The sequence below is a fragment of the Burkholderia sp. BCC1993 genome (genome assembly GCF_905339865.1).
Classification (GTDB): domain Bacteria; phylum Pseudomonadota; class Gammaproteobacteria; order Burkholderiales; family Burkholderiaceae; genus Burkholderia.
Genome location: NZ_CAJPGZ010000001.1, coordinates 459593 through 483754, shown reverse-complemented (window position 1 = coordinate 483754; position 24162 = coordinate 459593). Strand labels below are relative to the sequence as shown.

General features: G+C 67.8%; 24 protein-coding genes. 11 read left to right on the top strand and 13 right to left on the bottom strand.

Going from position 1 to position 24162, the window contains the following annotated elements; genetic code table 11:
- Positions 1-15 precede the first annotated feature (15 nt).
- The 3 genes from U4Y91_RS02235 to U4Y91_RS02225 all read left to right on the top strand — a co-directional run bounded on the left by U4Y91_RS02235 (position 16) and on the right by U4Y91_RS02225 (position 2040).
- Entirely contained in the window at positions 16-210 is a 195-nt protein-coding gene (locus tag U4Y91_RS02235) for a 2-hydroxymuconate tautomerase (protein ID WP_257129466.1), read from the top strand.
- A 37-nt stretch (positions 211-247) separates the two neighbouring features.
- On the top strand, positions 248-1069 hold the full coding sequence (locus tag U4Y91_RS02230) for an alpha/beta fold hydrolase (RefSeq protein WP_321802960.1): 822 nt from the start codon (positions 248-250) through the stop codon (positions 1067-1069).
- Positions 1070-1137: 68 nt separating this feature from the next.
- Positions 1138-2040, top strand: a complete 903-nt coding sequence (locus U4Y91_RS02225; RefSeq protein WP_321802958.1) for a transporter — start codon at positions 1138-1140, stop codon at positions 2038-2040.
- 84 nt (positions 2041-2124) lie between these two features.
- Here the strand turns inward: U4Y91_RS02225 and hndA are convergent, their stop codons facing one another.
- Positions 2125-3075, bottom strand: coding sequence for a 2-hydroxy-1-naphthoic acid nonoxidative decarboxylase (gene hndA / locus U4Y91_RS02220; RefSeq protein WP_321802956.1), 951 nt, complete (start codon positions 3073-3075; stop codon positions 2125-2127).
- 120 nt (positions 3076-3195) lie between these two features.
- Here hndA and U4Y91_RS02215 point away from each other — a divergent pair, with 120 nt between their 5' ends.
- Positions 3196-4080, top strand: coding sequence for a LysR substrate-binding domain-containing protein (locus U4Y91_RS02215; protein WP_321802954.1), 885 nt, complete (start codon positions 3196-3198; stop codon positions 4078-4080).
- 29 nt (positions 4081-4109) lie between these two features.
- Here U4Y91_RS02215 and dbpA read toward each other — a convergent pair whose 3' ends face one another.
- From dbpA to U4Y91_RS02190, 5 genes are all read right to left on the bottom strand, one after another.
- Positions 4110-5507, bottom strand: a complete 1398-nt coding sequence (gene dbpA / locus U4Y91_RS02210; protein WP_321802952.1) for an ATP-dependent RNA helicase DbpA — start codon at positions 5505-5507, stop codon at positions 4110-4112.
- Positions 5504-5701 carry a hypothetical protein gene (locus U4Y91_RS02205; protein WP_321802950.1) on the bottom strand — a complete coding sequence of 66 codons (198 nt, stop codon included), beginning with the start codon at positions 5699-5701 and terminating at the stop codon, positions 5504-5506. Before U4Y91_RS02205 ends, dbpA begins: the two co-directional genes overlap by 4 nt.
- Before the next feature lie 416 nt (positions 5702-6117).
- Positions 6118-7761 carry a malate dehydrogenase (quinone) gene (gene mqo, locus U4Y91_RS02200; RefSeq protein WP_415750437.1) on the bottom strand — a complete coding sequence of 548 codons (1644 nt, stop codon included), beginning with the start codon at positions 7759-7761 and terminating at the stop codon, positions 6118-6120.
- A 546-nt stretch (positions 7762-8307) separates the two neighbouring features.
- Positions 8308-8646, bottom strand: coding sequence for a hypothetical protein (locus U4Y91_RS02195; RefSeq protein ID WP_321802946.1), 339 nt, complete (start codon positions 8644-8646; stop codon positions 8308-8310).
- A gap of 61 nt (positions 8647-8707) precedes the next feature.
- Positions 8708-9196 carry an Lrp/AsnC family transcriptional regulator gene (locus U4Y91_RS02190; RefSeq protein ID WP_044845446.1) on the bottom strand — a complete coding sequence of 163 codons (489 nt, stop codon included), beginning with the start codon at positions 9194-9196 and terminating at the stop codon, positions 8708-8710.
- A gap of 125 nt (positions 9197-9321) precedes the next feature.
- On the opposite strand from U4Y91_RS02190, the gene U4Y91_RS02185 reads away from it, so the two are divergent.
- Entirely contained in the window at positions 9322-10359 is a 1038-nt protein-coding gene (locus tag U4Y91_RS02185; protein ID WP_321802945.1) for a histone deacetylase family protein, read from the top strand.
- A gap of 70 nt (positions 10360-10429) precedes the next feature.
- Positions 10430-11569 (top strand): branched-chain amino acid ABC transporter substrate-binding protein, encoded by a 1140-nt coding sequence (locus U4Y91_RS02180; RefSeq protein WP_321802943.1) that lies wholly within the window; start codon positions 10430-10432, stop codon positions 11567-11569.
- 54 nt (positions 11570-11623) lie between these two features.
- Here the strand turns inward: U4Y91_RS02180 and U4Y91_RS02175 are convergent, their stop codons facing one another.
- Positions 11624-12499 (bottom strand): mechanosensitive ion channel family protein, encoded by an 876-nt coding sequence (locus U4Y91_RS02175; protein ID WP_321802942.1) that lies wholly within the window; start codon positions 12497-12499, stop codon positions 11624-11626.
- A gap of 325 nt (positions 12500-12824) precedes the next feature.
- On the opposite strand from U4Y91_RS02175, the gene U4Y91_RS02170 reads away from it, so the two are divergent.
- Positions 12825-14195: a M23 family metallopeptidase gene (locus U4Y91_RS02170; RefSeq protein ID WP_321802940.1), complete on the top strand. Its 1371-nt coding sequence runs from the start codon at positions 12825-12827 to the stop codon at positions 14193-14195.
- A gap of 191 nt (positions 14196-14386) precedes the next feature.
- Here the strand turns inward: U4Y91_RS02170 and U4Y91_RS02165 are convergent, their stop codons facing one another.
- Complete coding sequence (locus U4Y91_RS02165; protein WP_321802938.1) at positions 14387-15127, bottom strand: fucose-binding lectin II; 741 nt, start codon at positions 15125-15127, stop codon at positions 14387-14389.
- 198 nt (positions 15128-15325) lie between these two features.
- Positions 15326-15715, bottom strand: coding sequence for a fucose-binding lectin II (locus tag U4Y91_RS02160; RefSeq protein ID WP_057926312.1), 390 nt, complete (start codon positions 15713-15715; stop codon positions 15326-15328).
- Between the two features lie 456 nt (positions 15716-16171).
- Here U4Y91_RS02160 and U4Y91_RS02155 point away from each other — a divergent pair, with 456 nt between their 5' ends.
- Positions 16172-16576 carry a peptide ABC transporter ATPase gene (locus tag U4Y91_RS02155; protein ID WP_321802937.1) on the top strand — a complete coding sequence of 135 codons (405 nt, stop codon included), beginning with the start codon at positions 16172-16174 and terminating at the stop codon, positions 16574-16576.
- A gap of 115 nt (positions 16577-16691) precedes the next feature.
- On the opposite strand, the gene U4Y91_RS02150 is transcribed toward U4Y91_RS02155, so the two are convergent.
- Positions 16692-17501: a TlpA disulfide reductase family protein gene (locus U4Y91_RS02150; RefSeq protein ID WP_321802935.1), complete on the bottom strand. Its 810-nt coding sequence runs from the start codon at positions 17499-17501 to the stop codon at positions 16692-16694.
- 229 nt (positions 17502-17730) lie between these two features.
- Positions 17731-18741, bottom strand: coding sequence for a hypothetical protein (locus tag U4Y91_RS02145; protein WP_321802933.1), 1011 nt, complete (start codon positions 18739-18741; stop codon positions 17731-17733).
- A gap of 226 nt (positions 18742-18967) precedes the next feature.
- On the opposite strand from U4Y91_RS02145, the gene U4Y91_RS02140 reads away from it, so the two are divergent.
- Positions 18968-19693, top strand: coding sequence for a class I SAM-dependent methyltransferase (locus tag U4Y91_RS02140; RefSeq protein WP_321802931.1), 726 nt, complete (start codon positions 18968-18970; stop codon positions 19691-19693).
- Positions 19694-19731: 38 nt separating this feature from the next.
- Here U4Y91_RS02140 and U4Y91_RS02135 read toward each other — a convergent pair whose 3' ends face one another.
- Positions 19732-20208 (bottom strand): GNAT family N-acetyltransferase, encoded by a 477-nt coding sequence (locus U4Y91_RS02135; RefSeq protein ID WP_321802929.1) that lies wholly within the window; start codon positions 20206-20208, stop codon positions 19732-19734.
- Between the two features lie 131 nt (positions 20209-20339).
- On the opposite strand from U4Y91_RS02135, the gene U4Y91_RS02130 reads away from it, so the two are divergent.
- The gene (locus U4Y91_RS02130; RefSeq protein WP_321802927.1) at positions 20340-21818 is read left to right on the top strand and encodes a PLP-dependent aminotransferase family protein; all 1479 of its coding nucleotides are present in this window, start codon (positions 20340-20342) and stop codon (positions 21816-21818) included.
- Positions 21819-22000: 182 nt separating this feature from the next.
- On the opposite strand, the gene U4Y91_RS02125 is transcribed toward U4Y91_RS02130, so the two are convergent.
- Positions 22001-23038 (bottom strand): aldo/keto reductase, encoded by a 1038-nt coding sequence (locus U4Y91_RS02125; protein WP_321802925.1) that lies wholly within the window; start codon positions 23036-23038, stop codon positions 22001-22003.
- Positions 23039-23166: 128 nt separating this feature from the next.
- Between U4Y91_RS02125 and U4Y91_RS02120 the strand changes: the two genes are divergently transcribed.
- Complete coding sequence (locus U4Y91_RS02120; protein ID WP_321802923.1) at positions 23167-24054, top strand: LysR family transcriptional regulator; 888 nt, start codon at positions 23167-23169, stop codon at positions 24052-24054.
- The last annotated feature ends 108 nt before the right edge of the window (positions 24055-24162 follow it).

The following is a 24162-nucleotide window of genomic DNA, read 5'->3' as shown; positions in this document are numbered from 1 at the left end:
ACCCAACGGGAGGCCATCGTGCCGGTAGCTCATCTGTACATCCTGGAAGGCCGCGACGACGACAAGAAGGAACGCCTGATCGCCGAAGTCACTGAAGCCATCCATCGCTCGCTCGACGCACCGCTCGAATCGGTGCGCGTGATCATCACCGAGATGCCGAAAGCGCATTTCGGGATCGGCGGGCAGAGCGCGAAGAAGCGCGGGCGCTGACGCGCCGCGCGCCATCGAAACCGACTGGAGAAGCATCATGTCGAACAATCCCGAACTGGGCCGCCGGATCGTCGCGGGCGGTCTCGACACCAACTATCACGACCTCGGCGACGGGCCGCCGGTGCTGCTGATCCACGGCTCGGGGCCGGGCGTCACGGCCTATGCGAACTGGCGGCTCACGATGCCCGCGCTCGCCGCGCGGTTTCGCGTGATCGCGCCCGACATGGCCGGCTTCGGCGAGACCGAGCGGCCGCGCGATTACGTGTATTCGATGGACCACTGGGTCGACCACGCACTCGGCCTGCTCGATGCGCTCGGCGTCGAGCGCGCGCACGTGATCGGCAACTCGTTTGGCGGTGCGCTCGCGCTTGCGCTGGCGATCCGCGCGCCCGAACGGGTCGGCCGGCTCGTACTGATGGGCGCGGCGGGCACGCGCTTCACGCTGACCGAAGGGCTCGATGCCGTGTGGGGCTATACGCCGTCGATCGGGAACATGCGCGGCCTGCTGGACATCTTCGCGTTCGATCGCACGCTGGTGAACGACGAGCTCGCGAAGCTGCGCTACGACGCGAGCGTGCGGCCCGGCTACCAGGAGGCGTTCGCGAACATGTTTCCCGCGCCGCGTCAGCGCTGGGTCGATGCGCTCGCGAGCGACGAGGCGAAACTGCGCGCGCTGCCGCACGAGACGCTGATCGTGCACGGCCGCGAGGATCGCGTGATTCCGCTCGACAGCTCGACGCGGCTGCTGGAACTGCTGCCGAATGCGCAGCTGCACGTGTTCGGCCGCTGCGGACACTGGACGCAGATCGAGCACGCGGCGCGCTTCAACCGGCTCGTGATCGAGCACTTCAACGAATAGCCGGCGGGGGACGGCGCGCAGGACGACCATAAAAAATCAATTCAGTAGAACGAATATTGGAGACATCGATGAAACGAAAGGCTGCATTCGGACTGGTTTCGCTCGCCGCGTGCGCGGGCATGGCGCTGAGCACCGGCGCGTTTGCAACGGAGGGCGGCGGCGACACGATCGGCGAGGGCGCGGAAGCGTTCTTCGCCGGCGCGCTGCCGCCGGCCGGGCTGTACGCGCTGCTGTACTACACGCATTACCATGCGTCGCGCTTCAACGATTCGCACGGCAACGGTTCGGTGCCCGGTTTCAAGCTCGATGCCGACGTGCTGATTCCGCGCGTCGTGTGGATGTCGAACCTGTCGGTGCTCGGCGGGCGCTACGGTGCGTATGCGGTGCTGCCGATGGAGCATCTTGCGCTGGATGCGGGCGGCGCGTCGTTCGACCGCACCAATCTCGGCGACCTGATCGTCAGTCCCGCGCTGATCGCGTGGGGATCGGGCGCGCTGCGCACCGTCGCGGCGATCGAATTCGTGTTCCCGACTGGCCAGTACGACATGCATGCGGCGCTGAACACCGGCAAGAACTATTACACCGCGCGGCCGGTGTTCGGCGTGACGTGGCTGCCGAACGACAAGGTGGAGGTGTCCGCGAAGATCACGTACAGCTTCAACTCGCCGAACAACGACACCCATTACCACTCGGGTAACCTGTTCCACATCGATTACTCGGCGAGCTATGCGGTCACGCCGAAGGCGCGCGTCGGGCTGTCGGGCTACTTCGTCAAGCAGACCACCGACGACATGCAGAACGGCCAGCCGGCCGCGGGCGACGGCTTTCGCGGACAGACGTTCGCGATCGGCCCCGGTGTCCGTTACCAGTTCGGCAAGGTCAGTCTGGAAGCGCGCGTCGTGAAGGAATTCTTCGTGCGCAACCGGCCGGCCGGCGAGGCCGTGTGGGCGAAGGCCGTCATTCCGTTCTGACGGTGCCGCGCGGCGCGGACGGCCGCGGGCGGTTGCACGCGCGACGCCGCTGTGACGGGGCGTCACACGGTACTGCGGCGCGCGTCATCGCGCGAGTGCGGCGAGACGCGGGAACAGCGGCAGCGCGTTTGTGCGGTTGAGCGCGGCGTGCTGGTTGGCGCCCAGCGCGGTATACGCGTCCTGCGCCGCGGTGAACGACGTGCTGACGTCCGGCGGCGCATACGGGAAGTCGCTGCCGTACAGCACGCGATCGGGTTGCGCGAACGCGGTGAGGCTCGGCAGCGCGGACGGCGACGACAGCGCGGTGTCGAAGTAGAACGTGCGCAGCAGGTCGAGCAGCCCGTCGCGATCCGGCACGTCGTTGCGCACGCCCGGCGCGAGTTCGGCAAAGCGGTACGCGGTGTACGGCAGGAAGCCGCCGGCGTGCGACAGGATGATGCGCACGTTCGGGTAGCGCGCGATCACGCCGTTGAGCACGAGCTGCAGCGCGGTGCGCGTCGTATCGAACGGGTAATCGAGCAGCGGGCCGGGCATGCCGGGCAGCACGTCGATCGCGGGCTTGGCCGGATGAATGAACACCACCGCGTGGCGGCGATCCAGCGCGGCCCACACGGCGTCGAATGCCGCATCGCCGAGATAGGTGCCGCCGTAGTTGCTGAGCAGCACGACGCCGTCGGCTTTCAGCGTGTCGAACGCGTGATCGATCTCGGCGAGCGTGCCGTCGACGTCGGGCAGCGGCAGCGTCGCGAAGTTGCCGAAGCGGGTCGGCCATTGCGCGACGAGGCCGGCCACGTATTCGTTGACCTGGCGGGCCATGTCGCGCCTGGCCTGGCCGTTCCAGCCCTGCACGCCGGGCGCCGTCAGCGACAGCACGCCGGCCTGGATCTCCAGCGAGTCCATGAACGCAAGCGCGGCTTCCGGGCTCCAGGTGGGGCTGCCCCAGCCGGACGGATCGCCGCCGTGCGACGGAAGGGCTGCGGCCCAGAACGGCGGGACGACATGCTGGTGAACATCGATGCGGTTGCGGTCGGACATGACGGGGCTCCATGGGGTGCGCTGCGACGCAGCGGATGACCATCAGGATGTGCGCGCTTGATTTTTCATTCCAATAGATTAAATTTCTGGATTAATCGTTTCGGGTGATCAATCGACCGTATGGACCTTCGCCATTTGCGCTACTTTCTCGCGGTTGCCGAAGAAGGGCATTTCGGCCGCGCGGCGGAGCGGCTGCATATCGTGCAGCCCGCGTTGAGCGCGCAGATCCGCGCGCTCGAAGAGGAATTGGGCGCGACGCTGTTCGAACGCAGCACCCGCAAGGTGCTGCTGACCGACGCGGGCCGCTTGCTCGTGGCCGAAGCGCGGCACACGCTCGAGCAGGCCGCGCGCGCGAAGGCGGTCGTGCAGCGCGCGGCGCGCGGCGAGACGGGCGTGGTGCGGATTGGCTTCGTCGGCAATGCGGTCGCGACGGGGCGGCTGTCCGACGACCTGATCGCGTTTCACGCGGCGTGGCCGGAAGTGGCGCTCGACCTGCACGAAATGGCGCCGGCCGCGCAGCAGGACGCGATCCTCGCGGGCCGGCTCGACATCGGCTATTGCCCGGCCTTCGGCACGGCGTTCGATCCGAAGCTGGCCGTGCGCACGGTCGGCAGCTGGGCGTGGGATGTAATGATGAGCGACCGGCATGCGCTCGCGAAGCGGCGCTCGGTGAGCGTCGCGGCGCTCGCGGACGAACCGTTCATTTTCTATGCCGCCGACGGCGACGACGAAGGGCAGCTGGCGATCCTGCGGCGGGTGCTCGGCAAGACGCCGCACATCGCGCACAAGGTGAGCAGCACGCTGTCGGTGCTGGCGCTGACGGGCGCCGGTCTGGGTGTAGCGCTGGTGCCGGCGCCGCTCAGCCGGATCGCGGCGCCGAACGTCGTGTACCGGAAACTCGCCGGCAGCGTGCCGGGGTCCGAACTCGTCGCGCTCAGCCGCAGCGGCGGGGAATGGGGCGCGGTACAGCAGTATCTGGCGATGCTTGGCGGGCGCGCCGCATAAGCGTCGCGGCGCGTGCCGGCATCACCGCGTCATTCCTCGTCCATCAAGCGGACCTTGACCCGCTTGCCCTTGATCTTCCCCGCATTGAGCTTGCGCAGCGCGTCGTGTGCGACGCCGCGCTCGATCGCGACATAGGTCGAGAACTCGGTCACGTTGATCTTGCCGATCTGCTTGCCGTCGAACCCCGCATCGCCGGTCAGCGCGCCGAGCACGTCGCCCGGGCGGATCTTGTCCTTGCGCCCGCCGAGGATCTGCAGCGTTTCCATCGGCGGCAGCAGCGTGTCGTTGCCGGCCGGCGTCAGCTCGGCGAGCGGATGCCATTCGACTTCGCGCTTCTGCGCCTGTTCGATCCCGCCGACGCGGCCCATCTCGTCCATGCTGGCGAGGCTCAGCGCCCAGCCTTCCTGGTCCGCGCGGCCGGTGCGGCCGATGCGGTGCACGTGCACTTCAGGGTCGGGCGTCACGTCGACGTTGATCACGGCCTCGAGCTGCGCGATGTCGAGCCCGCGCGCGGCGACGTCGGTCGCGACCAGCACCGAGCAGCTGCGGTTCGCGAACTGGATCAGCACCTGGTCGCGCTCGCGCTGGTCGAGCTCGCCGTGCAGCGCGAGCGCGTGGAAGCCCTGCGCGTGCAGCACGTCGAGCAGGTCGCGGCACTGCTGCTTCGTGTTGCAGAACGCGATCGTGCTCACCGGCCGGAAGTGGTTCAGCAACTGGCCGACCGCATGCAGCCGCTCGTTCTCGGTCACTTCGTAGAAGCGCTGACGGATCTTGCTGTCGTCGTGGCGTTCCTGGAGCTTGATTTCCTTCGGATTGCGCAGGAACTGCTGGCTCAGCTTCGCGATGCCGTCCGGGTAGGTCGCCGAGAACAGCAGCGTCTGGCGCGTCGTCGGGCACATGCGCGCGACCTTCGCGATGTCGTCAAAGAAGCCCATGTCGAGCATCCGGTCGGCTTCGTCGAGCACGAGCGTGTTCAGCGCGTCGAGCTTCAGGTTGCCGCGGTCGAGGTGATCCATGATGCGGCCCGGCGTGCCGACGACGATGTGCGCGCCGTGCTCGAGGCTCTGCGCCTGCGGGCGCATCGGCGTGCCGCCGCACAGCGTCAGCACCTTCACGTTTTCCTCGGCGCGCGCGAGGCGGCGCACTTCCTGCGCGACCTGGTCGGCGAGCTCGCGGGTCGGGCACAGGATCATCGCCTGCACGTCGAAGCGGCGCGTGTCGAGGCGCGCCAGCAGCGCGAGCGAGAACGCGGCGGTCTTGCCGCTGCCCGTCTTCGCCTGCGCGATCAGGTCCTGGCCGGCCAGCGCGATCGGCAGGCTCGCGGCCTGGATCGGCGTCATGTCGACATAGCCGAGCTGCGCGAGGTTCGCGAGCGTGGCGGGCGTCAGCGGCAGCGCGCTGAAGGGCGTGGCGGTCGGCTGGGTCATTCGAGGTCTCCGAGGTAAGGCTTGCCTTCCATCTGTTCGTAGGCGACGTTGCCTTCATTGTCCTCGAAGCGCTCGAGATAGTTGCGCGCGCCGCACAGCGGGCAGCGGAACAGCAGCCCCTGGCCTTCGTCCTTGATGACGACGTCGGACGTTTCCCACTGCGTGCCGCAGCTCTGGTTTCGGCAAGTAAACACGGTCTTTCTCCAGCTGAATTCGGTTGGTGGCGCACCCGGGCGGGCGCGGCAACGAAGTGCGGCGCTCGCGCGGTTCGGGCGCGGGCCGCACCGGCGGTCGCGTGGACCGCGTCGATGCGGATGGTGGATCGGTGGCGACGGTGTCGCGCGTGCCCGCAATTCTAGCGGATGCGGGAGGGTGGCTGGGGCGACCGGCCGCGAGCGGCCCGCAGCGGGCGATCGGCAGCGGTTCGGCTGGCGGCGGAGGGCCGGTGGCGGACGGCCCCGGCTGCGGACGATCGGCCGTGGTGCGGCGGGCGGTATGGCAGCCGGTGACGCCTGCGCAGGACGAAGCACGCTGCTCCGTCCGCATTCGCCATGAAAAACGGCCGCCCCGGAGGGCGGCCGTATCGTGCGGCGAAACGGCGTTCGCTGCGTTACAGCGCCATGTCGGCCGACGCCTTCGCCGGGCGGGCCGGTGCGTTGCCGGTAGGCTGCGACGGCACGCTGACGTCGATCTTCGGCGGCGGCGACAGCTGCAGCACGCCGCTCGTGTAGGTCCATTCCTCGACGACCTTCGCCGGGCTGTCGTTCAGCTTCGTGCCGTAGCTCGGCACGATCTGGCGGAGTTTCTGCTGCCATTCGGGCGTCGCGACCTTGTCCTTGAACACCTTCTGCATCAGGCTCAGCATGATCGGCGCGGCCGTCGACGCGCCCGGCGATGCGCCGAGCAGGCCCGCGATGCTGCCGTCCTGCGAGCTGACGATCTCGGTGCCGAGCTTCAGCACGCCGCCCTTCTTCGGGTCGCGCTTGATGATCTGCACGCGCTGGCCAGCTTGCCACAGGCGCCAGTCTTCCTTCTTCGCGTCCGGGAAATATGCCTTCAGCGCGTTGAAGCGGTCGTCGTCGGACAGCATCAGCTGGCCGGCGAGATACTCGACGAGCGGGAATTCGTCGACGCCCACGCGCATCATCGGCGCGACGTTGTGCAGGTTGGTGCTCTTCGCGAGGTCGAAGTACGAGCCGTTCTTCAGGAACTTGGTCGAGAACGTCGCGAACGGTCCGAACAGGATGATCTTCTTGCCGTCGATGATCCGCGTGTCGAGGTGCGGCACCGACATCGGCGGCGAGCCGACCGACGCCTTGCCGTACGCCTTCGCGAGGTGGCGCTTCACGACCTCGGGGTTGTCGGTCACGAGGAACGAGCCGCCGACCGGGAACGCGCCGTAATCCTTCGCCTCGGGGATGCCCGACGCCTGCAGCAGGTGCAGCGCACCGCCGCCCGCGCCGATGAACACGAACTTCGCGTCGACGGCCTGCGGCGGTTCATCCGAATGCAGCTTGACCCACGACACGTGCCACGTGCCGTCCGCGTTGCGCGAGATCTCGCGCACTTCGCTCGACAGCGACAGCGTGAAGTTCGGCTGCGTCTTCAGGTAGCCGACGAACTGGCGCGTGATCTCGCCGAAGTTCACGTCGGTGCCGATCGGCGTCCACGTCGCCGCGACCTTCTGGTTGCGGTCGCGGCCTTCCATCATCAGCGGCACCCACTGCTTGATCTGGTCGTAGTCTTCCGAATACTGCATGCCGCGGAACAGCGGGCTCGCCTGTAGCGCGTCGTAGCGCTTCTTCAGGAAGCGGACGTTGTCGTCGCCCCACACGAAGCTCATGTGTGGCGTCGAGTTGATGAACGAATGCGGGTTCTTCAGCACGCCCTGCTTGACCTGCCATGCCCAGAACTGGCGCGAGATCTGGAACGACTCGTTGATCTCGATCGCCTTCGAGATGTCGATCTTGCCGTCCGCCTTCTCCGGCGTGTAGTTCAGCTCCGCAAGCGCCGAGTGGCCGGTGCCCGCGTTGTTCCAGCCGTTCGAGCTTTCGAGCGCGACGCCGTCGAGGCGCTCGACCATCGTCATCGACCAGTCAGGTTGAAGCTCATGCAGCCACACGCCGAGCGTCGAGCTCATGATGCCGCCGCCCACCAGCAGGACGTCGACCTTCTTCGTATCGGCGGCATGCGCGGACGACGTCGCGACGCACAGCGCGAGCGCCGACAGTATTACCCGTAACGTTTTGATCACAGCAGATCCCTTTTTCAACTTGGATGCATCGGTTTGCCATGCCGCCCGGCCGATGCGGATTCGCAACCGGATCGCGCATCCGGAGATCCGGACCGCGAATCCGGAATTCCGGATCGACCGCGTTCGCCGTTGCATTTGCGCACGCGAAGCCGTTGCGAAGGACACCTTCGGATCGGCGTCGTGCGCTCGTGCAATCGCCTGCTTCACGGTCGTGCGACGGGCGCGCAGGCCCTTGCTGCGGGCCTCGCCGGAAGGCGTTTCAGGCCGCGTCGAAAGCGGCCGCGCGCAATGCGTTCCGCGGGGCGGGATGGCAAGGGGCGCGTAATATAACCGAACTCGATTGCCGTGTCGCTCGCGCGGAATATCCCTGTTTTCGTGGGGTTTTTTGTGTGTCCGGGTTTCCGGAATGACAGTGCGCGGAACGGGAAAAACGGCGGGATCAGCGGGGCGACACGCGCGCGGCGGGCATGGCGCACATCGCACGCATCGCGCTCGCACTTCATCGGGTCGCGACGTTGCATCGCGACCCGGTCACATCGAATTACTTTACTTCGCTGCGCCGTTCCGGCAGAACTGCTCGTACCCCTGCGCCGAGTTCGCGAAGCCATGCGCCTTCGCGAGTTCCCACGGGCGCTCGCATTGTCGGGTCGTTTCGCACCAGGAATAGCCGGCCGAGCCGATGCAGCCGTGCGCGTCGCGATCGCCGCCGACCATCGGCGGGGCGATCTCGGCAGCCTGGGCGGTCTGCGCGCCCTGCGCATCCTGCGTGTCCTGTCCGGCGACATTGGGCGGAAGCGGGGTAGGCGGTTGCGTCGCGCACGCGCCCAATGCAAACGCGAGAGCGATCGCGGCGGCAAGCGGCGCGGAAGGAATGAAATGTTTCATACGGTAGCGCTCCATGGGATGAAGGTCGACAGCGGATGCCCGCGCGCGGGCGCTTGATCGATCACGCATCCGGCACCGGCACGCGCGACGAGAACTTGACCTCGCGCAGCGCGAGGCTCGACTGGATCGACGACACGCCGGCCTGCTTTCTCAGCACGCGTTCGACGAATTCCGCATACGTGTCGAGATCGGCGGCGACGACCTGGAGGATGTAGTCGGCCGCGCCGGTGATCTTGTGGCACGACGTCACTTCGTCGTGACGCCGCATCACGTCCTCGAAGTGATCCGAATCCTGGTCCGAATGCATGTTGAACGTGACCTGCACGAACGCGAATACGTTCATGCCGAGCGCGCGGCGGTCGAGGTTCGCCTGGTAGCCGGTGATCACGCCTTCGTCCTCGAGCCGCTTGCGCCGCCGCCAGCACGGCGTGACGCTCAGCGACAACCGTTCGCCGAGCGTCGCGTTGGACAGCGCGCCGTCTTCCTGCAGCAGGCGGAGCATCGCGCGATCGACGCCGTCCAGCTCCACCGAAGCGCGATTTTTGCTCATTTCCGGGTCTCCGTAGACGGTTTTCTCAAAATTGTACGAAACGAAGAGGTGAAAAGCAAAGCTATTGCCGGCTGGCCTCAATAGACTGTTGCCACCCCTCACTGCCTTCACTGCAACGGTCAACCATGCTCACGGTCTACAGCAGCGATCACCATCTGCATCGCGGCGTCGAACTGAAGGACGGCGCGATCACCGATTCGTTCGAGAACCCCCTTCGCGCCGAAACGGTGCTCGCGCAGGTCCGCGCGGCCGGCCTCGGCGACGTGATCGCGCCGCGCGCGTTCGACCGCGAGAGCTATGCCGGCGCGCACAGCGCGCGCTATGTCGACTTCCTCGCCGGCGCATGGGACGAATGGGCCGCGACCGGCCGCACCTGCCAGGCGCTGCCGCTCGTGTGGCCGGTGCGCGCGATGCCGTCGGCGGCGACTCAGCCCGACTTCATCGACGGCAAGCTCGGCTTCTTCGCGATGGATGCCGGTGCGCCGATCAACGCCGGCACGTGGGACGCGGTGAGCGCGAGCGCGAACTCGGCGCTCACCGGCGCCGACCTGCTGTCGAACGGCGGCGCGCGCGCGGCGTTCGCGCTGTGCCGCCCGCCCGGCCACCACGCGGGCCGCGAGTACATGGGCGGCTACTGCTATCTGAACAACGCGGCGATCGCCGCGCAGCACGGCATCGCGAGCGGTGCGGCGCGCGTCGCGGTGCTGGACGTCGACTTCCATCATGGCAACGGCACGCAGGACATCTTCTACGACCGCTCGGACGTGCTGTTCGCGTCGCTGCACGGCGAGCCGGCGGTGTCGTATCCGTACTTCTCCGGCTACGCGGACGAGCGAGGCGCGGGCACGGGCGAAGGTTTCAACCTGAACCTGCCGCTGCCGAAGGGCACGCAGTGGGATACCTACTCGGCGGCGCTTGGCCAGGCCACCGCCGCGATCGCGAAGCACGCGCCCGACCTGCTCGTCGTGTCGCTCGGCGTCGACACGTTCGAGCACGATCCGATCAGCCATTTCAAGCTGCGCTCGCCCGACTACCTGCGGATCGGCGCCGCGCTCGCACGCCTGAACCTGCCGACGCTGTTCGTGATGGAAGGCGGCTACATGGTCGAGGAAATCGGTATCAACGCGGTGAACGTGCTGCTCGGCTTCGAAGGGCGCGCGTGACCGCATCGCTTTGCCTGCAATCAACGATGGTACGGATCACGAAACAACAGCGACAAGGAAGGAGACGAACATGAATCGGCATCGGAACAAGACGGCATGCGCGGTCGCGCTGGCGTGTGCACTATTCGCGCTGGCCGCGCACGCGGACGAGATCGTGCGCATCGGGCACGTCGCGCCGCTGACCGGCGCGATCGCGCACCTCGGCAAGGACAGCGAGAACGGCGCGCGGCTCGCGGTCGAGGAAATCAACGCGAAGGGGCTCGTGATCGGCGGCAGGAAGGTCACGCTGCAGCTCGACGCGCAGGACGACGCGGGCGACCCGCGCACCGCGACGCAGGTCGCGCAGCGGCTCGTCGACGACAAGGTGGTCGGCGTCGTCGGCCATCACAACTCGGGCACGTCGATTCCGGCGTCGCGCGTCTATCGCGACGGCGGCGTCGTGCAGATCTCGCAGGCCGCGACCAACCCCACATACACGCAGCAGGGCTTCAAGACGACCTATCGCGTCGTCGCGACCGATGCGCAGCAAGGGCCCGCGCTCGCGATGTACGCGGCGAAGAACCTGGGCATCAGGACGGTCGCCGTGGTCGACGATTCGACTGCGTACGGGCAGGGTCTCGCGACCGAGTTCGAAAAGGCGGCGAAAGCGGCCGGGATGAAGATCGTCTCGCGCGATGCGACCAACGACAAGGCGATCGACTTCCGCGCGATCCTCACGAAGATCAAGGGCGAGAACCCCGACGCGATCATGTACGGCGGGATGGACGCGACGGGCGGTCCGCTCGCGAAGCAGGCGCGCCAGCTCGGCATGCGCGCGAAGATCCTCGCCGGCGACGGCGTGTGCTCGACCGACCTGCCGAAGCTCGCGGGCCCGGCATCGAACAACGTCGTGTGCTCGGAAGCCGGCATCGCGCTCGAGAAGATGCCGGGCGGCGCGGCGTTCGTGAAGCGTTACGAGGCGCGCTTTCACCAGCCGATGCAGGTGTATGCGCCGTTCTCGTACGACGCGGTGTACATCATCGTCGACGCGATGAAGCGCGCGAACGCGACGGACCCGGCGAAGGTGCTCGCCGCGATGCCGGCGACCGACTATCGCGGCGTGATCGGCGAAACGAGCTTCACGCCGCAGGGCGACCTGAAGCAAGGTGCGATCTCGGTATTCACGTACAAGAGTGGCAGGAAGGCGCTGCTCGATATCGTCAGGATGTGACGCGAGCGGGGCGCACGGCGCAGCGCGCCATGCGCGGTCGTGCGCCCCGACGTCTTACGACGCCTGCACGCGGCGCGGGTCGGCTCGGCGCTGCTGTTCGGCGTCGTGCACGATGTGCAGTTCGCGCGTGCGGATCGGCAACGCGCAGTCCGCATCGGCGAGCGTCTTGCGCACCTGGCGCGCGAGGCGCCAGCGCATCGCCCAGAACTTGTCGGTGTGCGTCCACACGCGCATGTTCGCGATCGCCGTGCTGTCGTCGAAGCGCATCACCATCACGTCCGGTGCCGGTTCCGTCAGCACGTCGGGATCGGCTTCGGCCAGCGCGCGCAGCGCGTCGAGCGCACGATCGATGTCGTCGTGCACCGACACTTCCACCTCGAGATCGAGCCGGCGCGTCGGATTGCGCGTGTAATTGCGGATCGCGCTGCCCCACAGCGCGCTGTTCGGCACGTATTCGCAGATGCCGTCCGGCTTCGTCAGCCGCGTCATGAAGAGGCCGACTTCGTCCACCGTCCCCGCGACGCTCGAGCCGCCGTCGATGAAGTCGCCCACCTTGAACGGCCGCAGCAGCAACAGCATGATGCCGGCCGCGATGTTCTGCATCGTGCCCTGCAGTGCGAGCCCGATCGCGAGGCCGGCCGCGCCGAGCACCGCGACGATGCTCGCGGTTTCGATGCCCAGCTGCGACAGCGCGCCGACGATCGCGACGATGCGGATGCCCCACACGGCGACGTCGCAGAGGATCGGCCGCAGCGTGTCGTCGACGCGCTCCTTGTTCGCGAGCAGCCGGCTCAGCCAGTTGCCGATGCGCTTCGACAGCCACCAGCCCGCGACGAGCAGCGCGAGGGCGGCGCAGAGCCTGAGCGACAGCGTGGACAACGCGTTCCACAGGAACGTCCAGCGTTCCGGATGAAGATGATCGAGAAACATGAAGGGATTCCGGGTTGAGGACAGAAGGCGCGACGGGCGGCGCACCCGCCGTGGCCGGGCGCGCATGCGCGCGTTCGCGGGCAACCCTCGACTGTACACGGCGCGTGGCGGGGCGCGCGAACGCATGAGGTCGAATGTCGCGCGATTTCGCGGTGAAATTGGCTTTCGTTCGAGTACTAAGTAGATGCCAGAAGAAATGAGACACGTCTTATTAAACGATGTGGGTCGTGTCGATATACTCGCCTCCAGGTTATCGGATCGCGCGCTCTTTCCTCCGCGATATCCGGTTCATTTCAAGTTTTCATAGATAGCGAGTGACGACGCGATGCGGTTCGACCTGTGTTTACGTCTCGCACGCGAACGAGGTCGAGCCGCGCAATGCGGCGCCATCCGCTTTCCGATTCGCCGCGCGCTGGTGCGCGGTGTCGTTGCGGCGGCGTGGCTTGCCGGCACGCAGGGCGCGATGGCGCTGGCATCTTCCGATGCCGAGCCGACCGCGGCCGTGGCGGCGCAAGCGGCCGACCTTGTCGACGTGCCTTTCTTCAATTCCGCCCGCACCCTCTGGGGCGGCTTGCTTGCGTCGACGGTGGTGCCGGGCATCGTGGCGGATTCGCAGGCGGTGCGTGTGCGTGTGGAGGCCTATCCCAGCAAGTTCGTCGTGCGTGCCGGCGCCTGTGCGCCGTACGTTGTCCTTTGCGATGCTGCACGAGGTGCGATCGAGCGGGGTTACGCGGGGCGTTTCGATTATGGTTTTGCATCGCATCTGCCCGCGATTGGCGCGCCTTCGGCATTCGCATTGCGTCGTGTCGATCTGGCCTCCGCGGAACCGTTCGTGCTCGCGGAGCAGGAGAGCGGCACGCGGGCCGGGGCGATCACCGGCAGCCTGCGTGCGTCGCTGGCGCGTGCAGAATTGCCCGACGGTGTCGTGGCGCAGCTGACCCGCATGTTGGCCGGTCGTATCGACCCGAAGCTGCACGGCGCGACCGGCGACACCTTCCGTGTCGCATTCGAATCCGATGACGATGCGTCACTGCCGGGCGGCGTCCGCGTGACGGCGCTCGACATCCGCTTTCGCGGCCAGCGTGTCGCGGCCGTGTGGTTCGCCCCCGGAGCGGGGGGGCCGGGCGCCTATTACGATCTCGACGGCATGCCGTTCGAAGGCACCCGGTTCGCGATGCCGGTCCGGTCGACACGCACCAGTTCGCGCTTCGGCGCGCGCGTGCATCCGGTGACCGGCGCGCGCCACGTGCATTCGGGCGTCGATCTCGCCGCACCGACAGGGCGCGCCGTCCATGCCTCCGAGCGCGGCGTCGTGACGTTCATCGGCACCGAGCCGCGCGGCTACGGCAAGTATGTGGTGATCCGTCACGACGGTGGCTATGCGTCGTACTACGCGCACTTGTCGGCGTTCGAGCCCACGCTGCGAACCGGTGCGCGGGTCGCCCGCGGTCAACGGGTGGGCGCGGTCGGCAGTACCGGGACCGCGACCGGCCCGCATCTGCACTTCGAGGTCCGGCAACATGGCCGTCTTGTCGATCCGATCGGCCTCGTGCAGGCGGCAAAGGCAGCGAAACTGAAGGGGGAGCAGCGTGTCGCGTTCAACCGCGTGGCCTACGCCGCGCGCACGCAGTTGGCCGCGGCCAACTTGACGGCGCCGCTCGCGATGTCACAGCGTGGCGGCCGGCGCGACGGCTGATGTCGCGACGTCGCCCGTGCTCGCCCGGCGTGCCGGGTGCAGGCGCGACGACGTCAAGTTTCAGGCTATCGATCGGGTGCTTGTCGTGCGCGTGCGCATGCGCGACGTTCCCGGCGGGCATCGGGAGCAATATAGGCAAGCGCCGGGCGAATCAGCGCCCGGCGCTTGCCTTCCGTTTAACGGTCAGCCCGTCAACCCAGCGGCCAGTTCAGGATCGCGATGCCGTCGTTGTAGTCGCCGTCCGTACCGTCTTCAGAGCCGACCAGTCCGAAATAGGTCTTCTTGAAGATGTCGACCTGGCGCGAACCGATCTTCGACGGCTTGCCGTTCGCCGTCACGACCACGCGCACCTTCCCCTTGCCCGAGTTCACGATCTGCGTATTCAGGTTCGCGTCCTGCGTGCCGGCGCCCTGGAACGTTGCGGCCGGTTTCGGGTTGTCGTCGACGAAGATTTCGATCGTCTGCTGTGCGGACGAATTGACGAGCGCCGTCACGCCGAATGCAATGTTCGGCGGCAGGTTGAAGATGCCGTCGCGTTCGCCGCCGCCGGTCGTCGTGGTGTCCGGCTGCGTGGGTTGCGGCTGCAGCGTCGCCTTCGAGAAGTAATTGACCACCGCACCGACGCCGAACTTCGCCGCCGCGCCGGGCAGCACGCCGGGTGCGCCGGCCCACGTCACCGTGCAGGCGATCACCTGCCCGGCCGCATCGGCCTTCACCTTGTTCTGCCAGCTGCCGACATCGAAGCTGTACGGGATGGTCGCGATGTCGACGAACACATCGTATTGCGGCAGCTTTTCCACGAGCTGCGCGGTCATGAACTGACGCATCCGGTCGAGCACGGCCTGGTCGCCGTTCGATTGCACGGCGGTTGCGTCGTTGCCGGCGAGCTGCAGCAGCGCATACAGGTCGTCGTGGGTAAAGGGTTGTGTCATGTCGTCCTCGTCTTGATGGATTGTCTTGCGTGACGCGGCCGGCGAATGGATTTCGCCGTGTCGCGCGTGGAGCAGCGCGCGGGACGGCCGATGGTCGCCCGCACGGTTCGCAATGCGCGGTTGGCCCCGTCGCCATTGCGATCCGGATGGCGGCGCGCCGGACCTGCCGCGCCGCGAATCTTCGTCAGCGTGCGTCCGTCAGCCGATCGGCCACTGCAGCACGACGATGCCGTCGTTGTAGTCGCTGTCGTGACCGTCTTCCGATACGACGATCCCGAAGTTGACCGTGAACGGCGAGCCGTCCGATTTCTTGCCGTTGATCGGCGCGAGGCGCGCATCGGTGGCCGACGTCTTGCCGTTCACCGTCACTTCGAAGCGGAGCTTGCCGTTGCCGGAATTCAGCGTGGCTTCGCGCGGGCCGTCGCGCGTGGTCAGCTTGTGATAGGCGGCGGGTTCCTTGCTGTCTCCGATGAACAGCTTGATGTGCTGCTGCTCGGCGGCATTCGCGAAGAAAATCGCGCGGAAGTCGGTGTTCGGCGGAATCGAAAATTCGCCGGCGCGATTCGAGGACGTTTGAGAGTCGGCCATGCTTTCCTCCTGAAGGTCGGTGGATAAGGCACTTTGCTGCATCGCGCAAACGTTTGCCGTTTCAAGCGCGATGCGCGCAGCATGGCGAAAAATAAATAAAAAAATATTCGATCTGGAATGGAAATTTCCCAGAAAACCGGAGATTGAAACAGTTCGATTTAATGGTGAGTATTTAATGGAGTGTCGTTCCATGTTTCTGCGAAACGATATCGATGCGTGTCGCGCGTTTTTGAATAATGAATGGGTGCGCAGGCGGGAATGGCGGGCAGATCCGGCTTCGGCGCCTGTCGAAGTTGGCTGATTTATTCCTGCGATGTTGCGCTGCGCTTGCCTGATACACCTGACAGGCGATTAATTCCGAGATTAGCGGTATCGTGCACGGAGCGCGCGTGCTCGGCGGTATTCGGCCGCTTTTATTCAATCGGCCCTTTACCGGGCTCTCACGAGGACAGTGCGATGACGAAACCCGATAGTCTGAAAGGCGAGATCAAGGGACAGGCACAGGACGCAGACCGTCACAACCTGGCGCGGCCCGCCGTGAACGGCGCGTTGTGGGCGCGCGGCCTGACGACGCAGCGCGTGGCCGACCTGTTCAGGACCCTGCCCGGCCTCCCGGGGCACTGGATGCAGTTGCAGAACGAAGTCAACGCAGGGAACCGCTATTTCTATGGTATCCAGAACGGTCACCAGACGACCGACGAAGGAAAGGAGCTGATTCGCTGGATCGCCGATGCGGTGGTCAGCGCCGCGCAGAAGGCGGGATTCGATTTCCCGTTGCAGCAGCTCAGGTTTACCGCCGACACGGGGTGGCTGAAGCTTCAGCGCGTGTCGGGGCGGGTGATGGTGCTGTCGAGGCCGTGAGCGTCGCCGATGGGGGGCGAAGTGCCGGCGTGTCGGCGGTCGAGTCAGCCGCGGCTGCGGGAACGCGCGCTGCCATCGACGATCGATCGTGGCCTCGAGCAGGCTGCCGACGGCATCACTGACCGAAACGCTGCGCCACCGCATCCTTCAATCGCGCGGCGGTGAGCTCGCCCATGTGCGATTCGACGAGCTCGCCTTTCGCATTGAAGAACAGCGTCGTGGGCAGCCCGCGCGATCCGTACGCATGCATCGCATGCAACGACGGATCGAGCAGCACGTTGTCGAAGCGCAGCCCCTGCTGTTCGAGGAACGCGCGCACGGCCTGCGCGTTTTCCCCCTGGTTGAGCATCAGCACCGTGAGGCCCGGATGATCGCGTTGCGCCTGTTCGAGGAGCGGCATCTCGCGCCGGCACGGCGCGCACCACGTCGCCCACAGGTTCACCACGACCGGCTTGCCTGCAAAGCGTTGCGGCAGGACGGGCGTCGCATCGAGCGCTTCGAGCTGCAGCGCGGCGAACGGCGGCGCGGTGTGCTGCAGTGTCGCCAGCGTGCCTTGCGCGATACCCCACGCGGCGAGGCCCGCGACGATGCCGGCCGCCACGGGTTTGCGCAGCGCGGGCAGGCGACGCAGCCGCCAGACGGCGAACGCGAGCGCGGCGGCGACGCCGATGCGCCAGTCGAAGCCGCCGTCACCGAGCGCAAAGATGGATCGCGGCGTCGTCGCGTAGTCGCGCCACCATTGCGCGACATAGCCGATACGCGCGGCGACCAGCCCGAGCAGCAGCACGTCGAGGATCAGGCTCGACGCGGTCTTGTGATGTCCATCGGGCGGGCGGCGCTGGATGAAGCGGGCAACGAGCCACGCCAGCAGCGCGGCGGCGGCTACCGCGACGACGCGGATCGAGAAGGGACCGATGCTCAACATGGGGAGAAAAGGGTGCGGGGATCGTGGATCGACCGGCGAAGGCGATGCCGTCGACGGTCATGTGACGTTTCGACCCTCCGGGACGCACGCGGGTTCCCTTTGTGACCACGCGCTATGCGCCGCCCGACGCGTGCGCATCGCATGCCGGGCGCCGGCATTCAGGACGACGTCGTTTTCGTCGAGGCAGTGCGACGCATCAGGCCGACCGACGATCGCGCAGGCCCGGTAATTACTGCCTGTTTCCGCTCGAGCCGGAACGCGCACCGCCAAGCCGGTACGCGGTAAAGAATTCGTACCACGGCGAACCCTGTCCGGCCGGCACGCCGAGTGCCGACGTCCGCTGCTTCAAAGCCGTGAACACGTCGTTGATGCGCGCGGCCTGTGCGGCATCACTGAACGGACGCGGCTTCGCCCTGCCGGCCGCGAATGCGCCGTAGGCGATCGCGAGCAGGCGCGCGTCGTCGTCGATCGAGGAGACGGACCCGTTGATCGCCTCGACGAAGCGCGGCCGGTCCGCTTCTCGCGATGCGGCGATGCACTGAAACACGATCGCCGACACTTCGTGCAGGTCGCTCGCGCGCAGCAATGCCGGCAGGCGCGCAGCGATCCGCTCGGCCGGTTCCTCATGCAGCGCGGCGGCGAAGTCGAGCACGGCGGCCATCGGATTGCCGTCCTGCTGCACACGATCGAGCGCCGATGCGGGCGCCGCCACCGCTTGCGCGACGTCGCCGGGCGCGGCGTGCAGCACGTCCGCGACCTGCTGCTGCCACGCCGGAAAGATCATCCGCACGTTGCCGAACTGCTCGCCGCCTTGCGCGGCCGGATTCCACCGATAGACGATCGTGCCGCCGTGAATGAACGGCGAATACAGATGTTCGGGCGTTTGCGGCAGCGGCCGCCCGTTGATCGGCAGCCATGCGAGCGTGAGCCAGTCGTAGCGGCCGGTGGCGGGCACCGACGGGCCGGAACTCGCGACGACCTGCCAGGTGCCGCGGTTCGCGTAACGTCGACGCGCGTCGGGCACTGTGACGGTTTGCCGTTTCGCGGTATCGAAGTAGGTATTGCCGGTCACGTTTTCGCCGCTGTCCGGGGCCGGCGTGAGGGTGGCGATGACCCACGATGTCCCGTCGGCCGAACGATAGTCCGACGGCTGCAGGGTGGCGACGTCGTGCACCATGCGCGTTTCGGCAGCGACGGGGCTCGGCGGCAGATCGGCGGGGCCGGCGACGATACTCGGCATGGACGTTCCTCGGAATCGGGGGGGTATCGGCACGCGCGCCGAACGCGAACGATGTGCAGCGGCGCATGCCGTCTGTCGTAACAACTGTAGAACGCCGCCGCCGGAAACGGAAACCGGCTGCGGCGGCCGCGAGCCGCGCAATGCGCTCACGCGCTCACGCGCACCGCCGCTTCGGCTTACCATGCGCATCCTGGGCCAGCACGACGAACACCGATCGGGAGCAAACATGACCGACAGCAAAGCCATCACGGAACACTGGACGCACGTCGCCGACCAATGGATCGACTGGGCCGGCCGGCCTGGCCACGATGCGTTCTGGAAGTATCGCGAGGGGTTGGCGGCCTACCTCGGCCGCGGCACCGGCCGCGCACTGGAGATCGGCTGCGGCGAGGGCCGCGTGAGCCGCGAGCTGAAGGCGCTCGGCTACGACGTGACCGCGAGCGACGCGGTGCCCGCGATGCTCGACGCCGCGCGTCGCGCGGCATCGGCGCACCGCTACGCGCTCGCCGACGCCGCCTCGCTGCCGTTCGATCCGGCCAGCTTCGACATCGTGATGGCATACAACGTGCTGATGGACCTCGACGACATGGCGGCCGCGTTGCGCGAGGCACGTCGCGTGCTGAAGCCGGGCGGGCTGCTGTTCGTGTCGCTCGTGCATCCGTTCCGCGATCGCGGCCGTTTCGCGGGGCCGCAGCCCGACGCGCCGTTCGTGCTCGAAGGCACGTATTTCGGCAGCGAGCATTTCGAGGGCGTGGAAACGCGCGACGGGCTGTCGATGCACTTCGCGGGCTGGTCGCTGCCGCTCCAGGCCTACATGGATGCGCTGGAGGCGGCCGGCTTCGCGATCGTGTCGCTGCGCGAGCCGCCGCCCGATCGCGCCGACACGGACACGCTGAAGCAGTGGTCGCGCGTGCCGCTGTTCCTGTGGATCAAGGCGCGGCCGCTGGATTGAAACCGCCGCGGCCGCGCGGCCTGCGGCACGCCGCATGATCAGCGCGGCAAGACCTTCCGGTAGATCACGAATCCGGTTTTCTCCGCGACGGTGTCGTAGAGCCGCATCGCCGTGTGATTCGTCTCGTGCGTCTGCCAGTACACGCGTTCGGCGCGCTGCGCCTGCGCGGCGTCGTACACGGCTTCGATCAACGCGCGGCCCACGCCCTTGCCGCGTTCGCGCTCGAGCGTGAAGAGATCCTGCAGATAGCAGGTCGGCCCGGCCAGCGTCGTGCTGCGGTGATACAGGAAGTGCACGAGCCCGACGAGCCGGCCGTCGCGTTCCGCGACACGCGCGTGCACGGGCTCGTAGCCGTCGAAGAAGCGCGACCACGTGAGCCGCGTGATCTCGCGCGGCAGCGCGGTATCGCCGAAGCGGCCGTAGAAGCGGTTGTAGCCGTCCCACAGCGGCAGCCAGTTGTCGAAATCGTCTTCGCGCACGGAGCGCACGGTCAGGCCGGTGTCGGTAGCGTTCATGGTCGCGAACCTTTCGAGGATGGATGGAATGAAGCGTTGCCGGCACGGCCGGAAACGAGCGCAGACAGCTACGATAGAAAGTTCGTGGCACCATGTGTAGACCCATGAGACCCACATATTCTGGAGCCACGATGGATTACGCGTTGCTGCTGTCGACCTTCGAGCGCGAAGCGGGGCCGCACGCGGCCACGCGGATATCGCAGCAGCAGCGGCTGTACGCGTGCCTGCGCGACGCGATCCTGAGCGGCCGGATCGCCGAGGGCACGCGGCTTGCCGCATCGCGCACGCTGGCCGACGAGCTCGGCATCGCGCGCAACTCGGTGCTGTACGCGTACGAGCGGCTCGCATCGGAAGGGTTCGTGACCGGCACGCGGCAGGGCACGGTGGTCGCCCGAATGGGTTTGCGCGGGTCGCAGGTCGCCGCCGCGGCGCCCGCCGGCGCTACGGCGGTGCTGTCGCGGCGCGTCGCGCAGGCCGAGCGCGCGACGAGCGGCCTCGACGAATCGCTGCCGTTCATGCCGGGCGTGCCGGCCGTCGACGCATTCCCGCTCGCGCAGTGGCGGCGCTGCGTCGAGCGCGCATGGCGCACGGCGGGGCCGGCGCAGCTCGGCTATCAGTCCGCGGAAGGCGACGCGGTGCTGCGCGACGCGATCGCCGGCTATCTACGCGCGTCGCGCGGTGTGCGCTGCGACGCCGCGCAGGTGATCGTCACCGACGGCACGCAGGGCGCGCTCGACCTGTGCGCCCGCGCGCTGGCCGACGCGGGCGATGTCGCATGGATCGAGAACCCCGGCTACCACGGCGCGCGCAACGCGTTTCTCGCGGCCGACCTGCGCGTCGAGCCGATCGGCGTCGACGCGCAGGGGCTGGCGCCGCATCCGGACGACTGGCGCGATCGTCCGCCGAAGCTCGTCTACATCACGCCGTCGCACCAATATCCGCTCGGCGCGGTGATGAGCCTCGAACGGCGGCTCGCGCTCGTCGCGCAGGCGCGCGCGGCCGGCGCATGGATCGTCGAGGACGACTACGACAGCGAGTTCCGCCACCACGGCACGCCGCACGCGGCCGTGCAGGGGCTCGCCGACGACGCGCCGGTGATCTACCTCGGTACCTTCAGCAAGGTGATGTTCCCGGCGTTGCGGCTCGGCTTCATGGTCGTGCCGCCCGCGCTTGCGCAGCCGCTGCGCGACGCGGCGGGCGCGCTGATGCTGCAGGGTCGCGCCGTCGAGCAGCGCGCGCTCGCGGATTTCATCGACGCCGGGCATTTCACGCGGCATCTGCGGCGCATGCGCCGCGTGTATGCCGAGCGGCGCGACGCGCTGCACGACGCACTGGCGCGGCGGCTGCATACGCGGCTGACGGTGTCGGGCGGCGCGGGCGGCATGCATCTGTCCGCGCGGCTCGACGTGCCGGTGGCCGACACGGAACTGAGTCGCGTCGCGCAGGCGCACGGGTTGATCCTGCGGCCGCTGTCGTCGTTCTGCCTGCCTGGCACCGCGGCAGGTTACAACGGGCTCGTGCTCGGCTACGGCGGCGTGCCGGCCGAGCGGATGGACGGGCTCGCGCGGCGGATCGGCGAGATGATCGACCGCGTGCTGGCCGCGCGGTAACGGCTGTCGCGCCGTGTCGTCGCTAGGCCGCTACGTCGTTACGTCGCTACGCCGTTACGCCGCTATGTTGCTACGCCGTTACACCGTTACGCCGTTACGCCGCTACGCCGCCACGTCGCCACGTCGCCACGTCGCCACGTCGTTGCGTCATTGCATCGGAGCGCGACGGTCCGCTGCTCCGCTTACCCGCGCATCGGCGGATTGAGCCGCGCGAACGCGTCCTGCCGGCGATACGGGAAGTGCGGATACGGCGCTTCGATCGCACTCGCCGCATCGAGCTTCGCGACCTGCGCATCGGTCAGCGACCAGCCGACCGCCCCGAGGTTCTGGCGCAACTGTTCCTCGTTGCGCGCGCCGATGATCACCGACGACACGGTCGGGCGCTGCAGCAGCCAGTTCAGCGCGATCTGCGGCACGGTCCTGCCGGTTTCCTCGGCGATCGCGTCGAGTGCGTCGACCACGTCGTACAGCCGTTCGTCGTCGACCGGCGGCCCGAAGCCGGCCGTATCGTGCAGGCGGCTGCGTTCGGGCAGCGGCGCGTGGCGGCGGATCTTGCCGGTGAGCCGGCCCCAGCCGAGCGGGCTCCACACCAGCGCGCCGAGGCCCTGGTCCGCGCCCAGCGGCATCAGGTCCCACTCGTAGTCGCGGCCGACGAGCGAGTAGTAGACCTGGTTCGCGACGTAGCGCGACCAGCCGTGCCGGTCGGCTAGCGCGAGCGATTTCATGATCTGCCAGCCCGCGAAATTCGACACGCCGATGTAGCGCAGCTTGCCCGCGCGCACCAGGTCGTCGAGCGTCGACATCACTTCCTCTACCGGCGTGGCCGCGTCGAACGCATGGAGCTGCAGCAGATCGATGTAGTCGGTATCGAGGCGGCGCAGCGCGTCGTCGACCGCGCGGATCAACCGTGTGCGCGACGTGCCGGCGTCGTTCGGGCCATCGCCGGTCGGCAGGCCCGTCTTGGTCGAGATCAGCACCTGGTCGCGCCGGCCGTGGATCGCGGCGCCGAGCACGCGCTCGGATGCGCCGTCCGAGTACACGTCGGCGGTGTCGAACAGGTTGACGCCGGCTTCGAGGCAGATGTCGACCAGGCGGCGCGCTTCGTCGACGTCCGTGTTGCCCCAGGCGCCGAACAACGGGCCGGTGCCGCCGAACGTGCCTGCGCCGAAGCTCAGCGCGGGAACCTTGAGGCCGGAGCGGCCGAGCGTGCGGTATTCCATGTCGGGTGTCCTATCGTCGTCGAGGCCGGCGTGAACGGGCGTCGGCAAGGTGAGTGTTCACTCTAGCGCTTGCGGTTCATCCGGATAATTGGGCAGACTTCGAAAATATCCTTCGGAGGAAGCGAAGAATGCTGCTCGACAACCTGGCGCTGTTCCTGCGCATCGTGGAGAAGGGCGGGCTGGCCGCGGCCGGCCGCGAGGTCGGCCTGTCGCCGGCCACGGTTTCCGAGCGTCTGACGGCGCTCGAGCGCCACTACGGCGCGGCGCTGCTCACGCGCACGACCCGCGCGATCAGCCTGACCGACGAGGGCCGCACGCTGGTCGCGGGCGCGCGGCGCCTGCTCGCCGAGGCCGACGAACTCGAAAGCCGCGTGCGGCTCGGTGCGCAGACGCTGTCGGGGCCCGTGCGGCTGAGTGCGCCGGCCGATCTCGGGCAGGCGCGCGTCGTGCCGGTGGTCGACGCGTTTCTGGCCGAGCACCCGGGCGTCACGGTCGACCTGCATCTCGGCGACGGCTACGTCGATCTCGTCGGGCAGGGGCTCGACTTCGCGATCCGTCGCGGCACGCTCGCGGACAGCGCGCTGCGCAGCCGCTCGCTCGGCCGCTCGCGCCGCGTGGTGTGCGCCGCGCCTGCGTATCTCGCCGCGCACGGCACGCCGCGGCATCCGGACGAACTTGCCGCGCACGACTGCATCGTGATGCGCTTCGGCCAGGAGCTGTATGCCGAGTGGCCGTTCCGTATCGACGACGAACCGAAGCGCGTGACGGTGCGCGGCCGGCGCGTCGCCAACGACGGCGCGCTCGTGCGCGCGTGGTGCGGCGCGGGGCACGGGATTGCGCTGAAGTCGCTGCTCGACGTCGAGCAGGATCTGGCGTGCGGCGCGCTGGTCGAGATCCTCCGCGAGTTCTCGCCGGGCGAAGTCGACCTGCAGATCGTCTATCCGGGCGGTGCGGTGCAGCCGCGGCGCGTGCGTGCGCTGATCGAACGGCTGACGGAGGCGTTGGCGGCGGGATGAGCGCAACCGGATCGCGCCGCGGCCGATGCGTTTGCGCGTCGGCGTCCGACGCGATGACGCCAAATGCGGCGCAGTAGCGGACGGGACCGCTTCCCGCACGACAGCGAA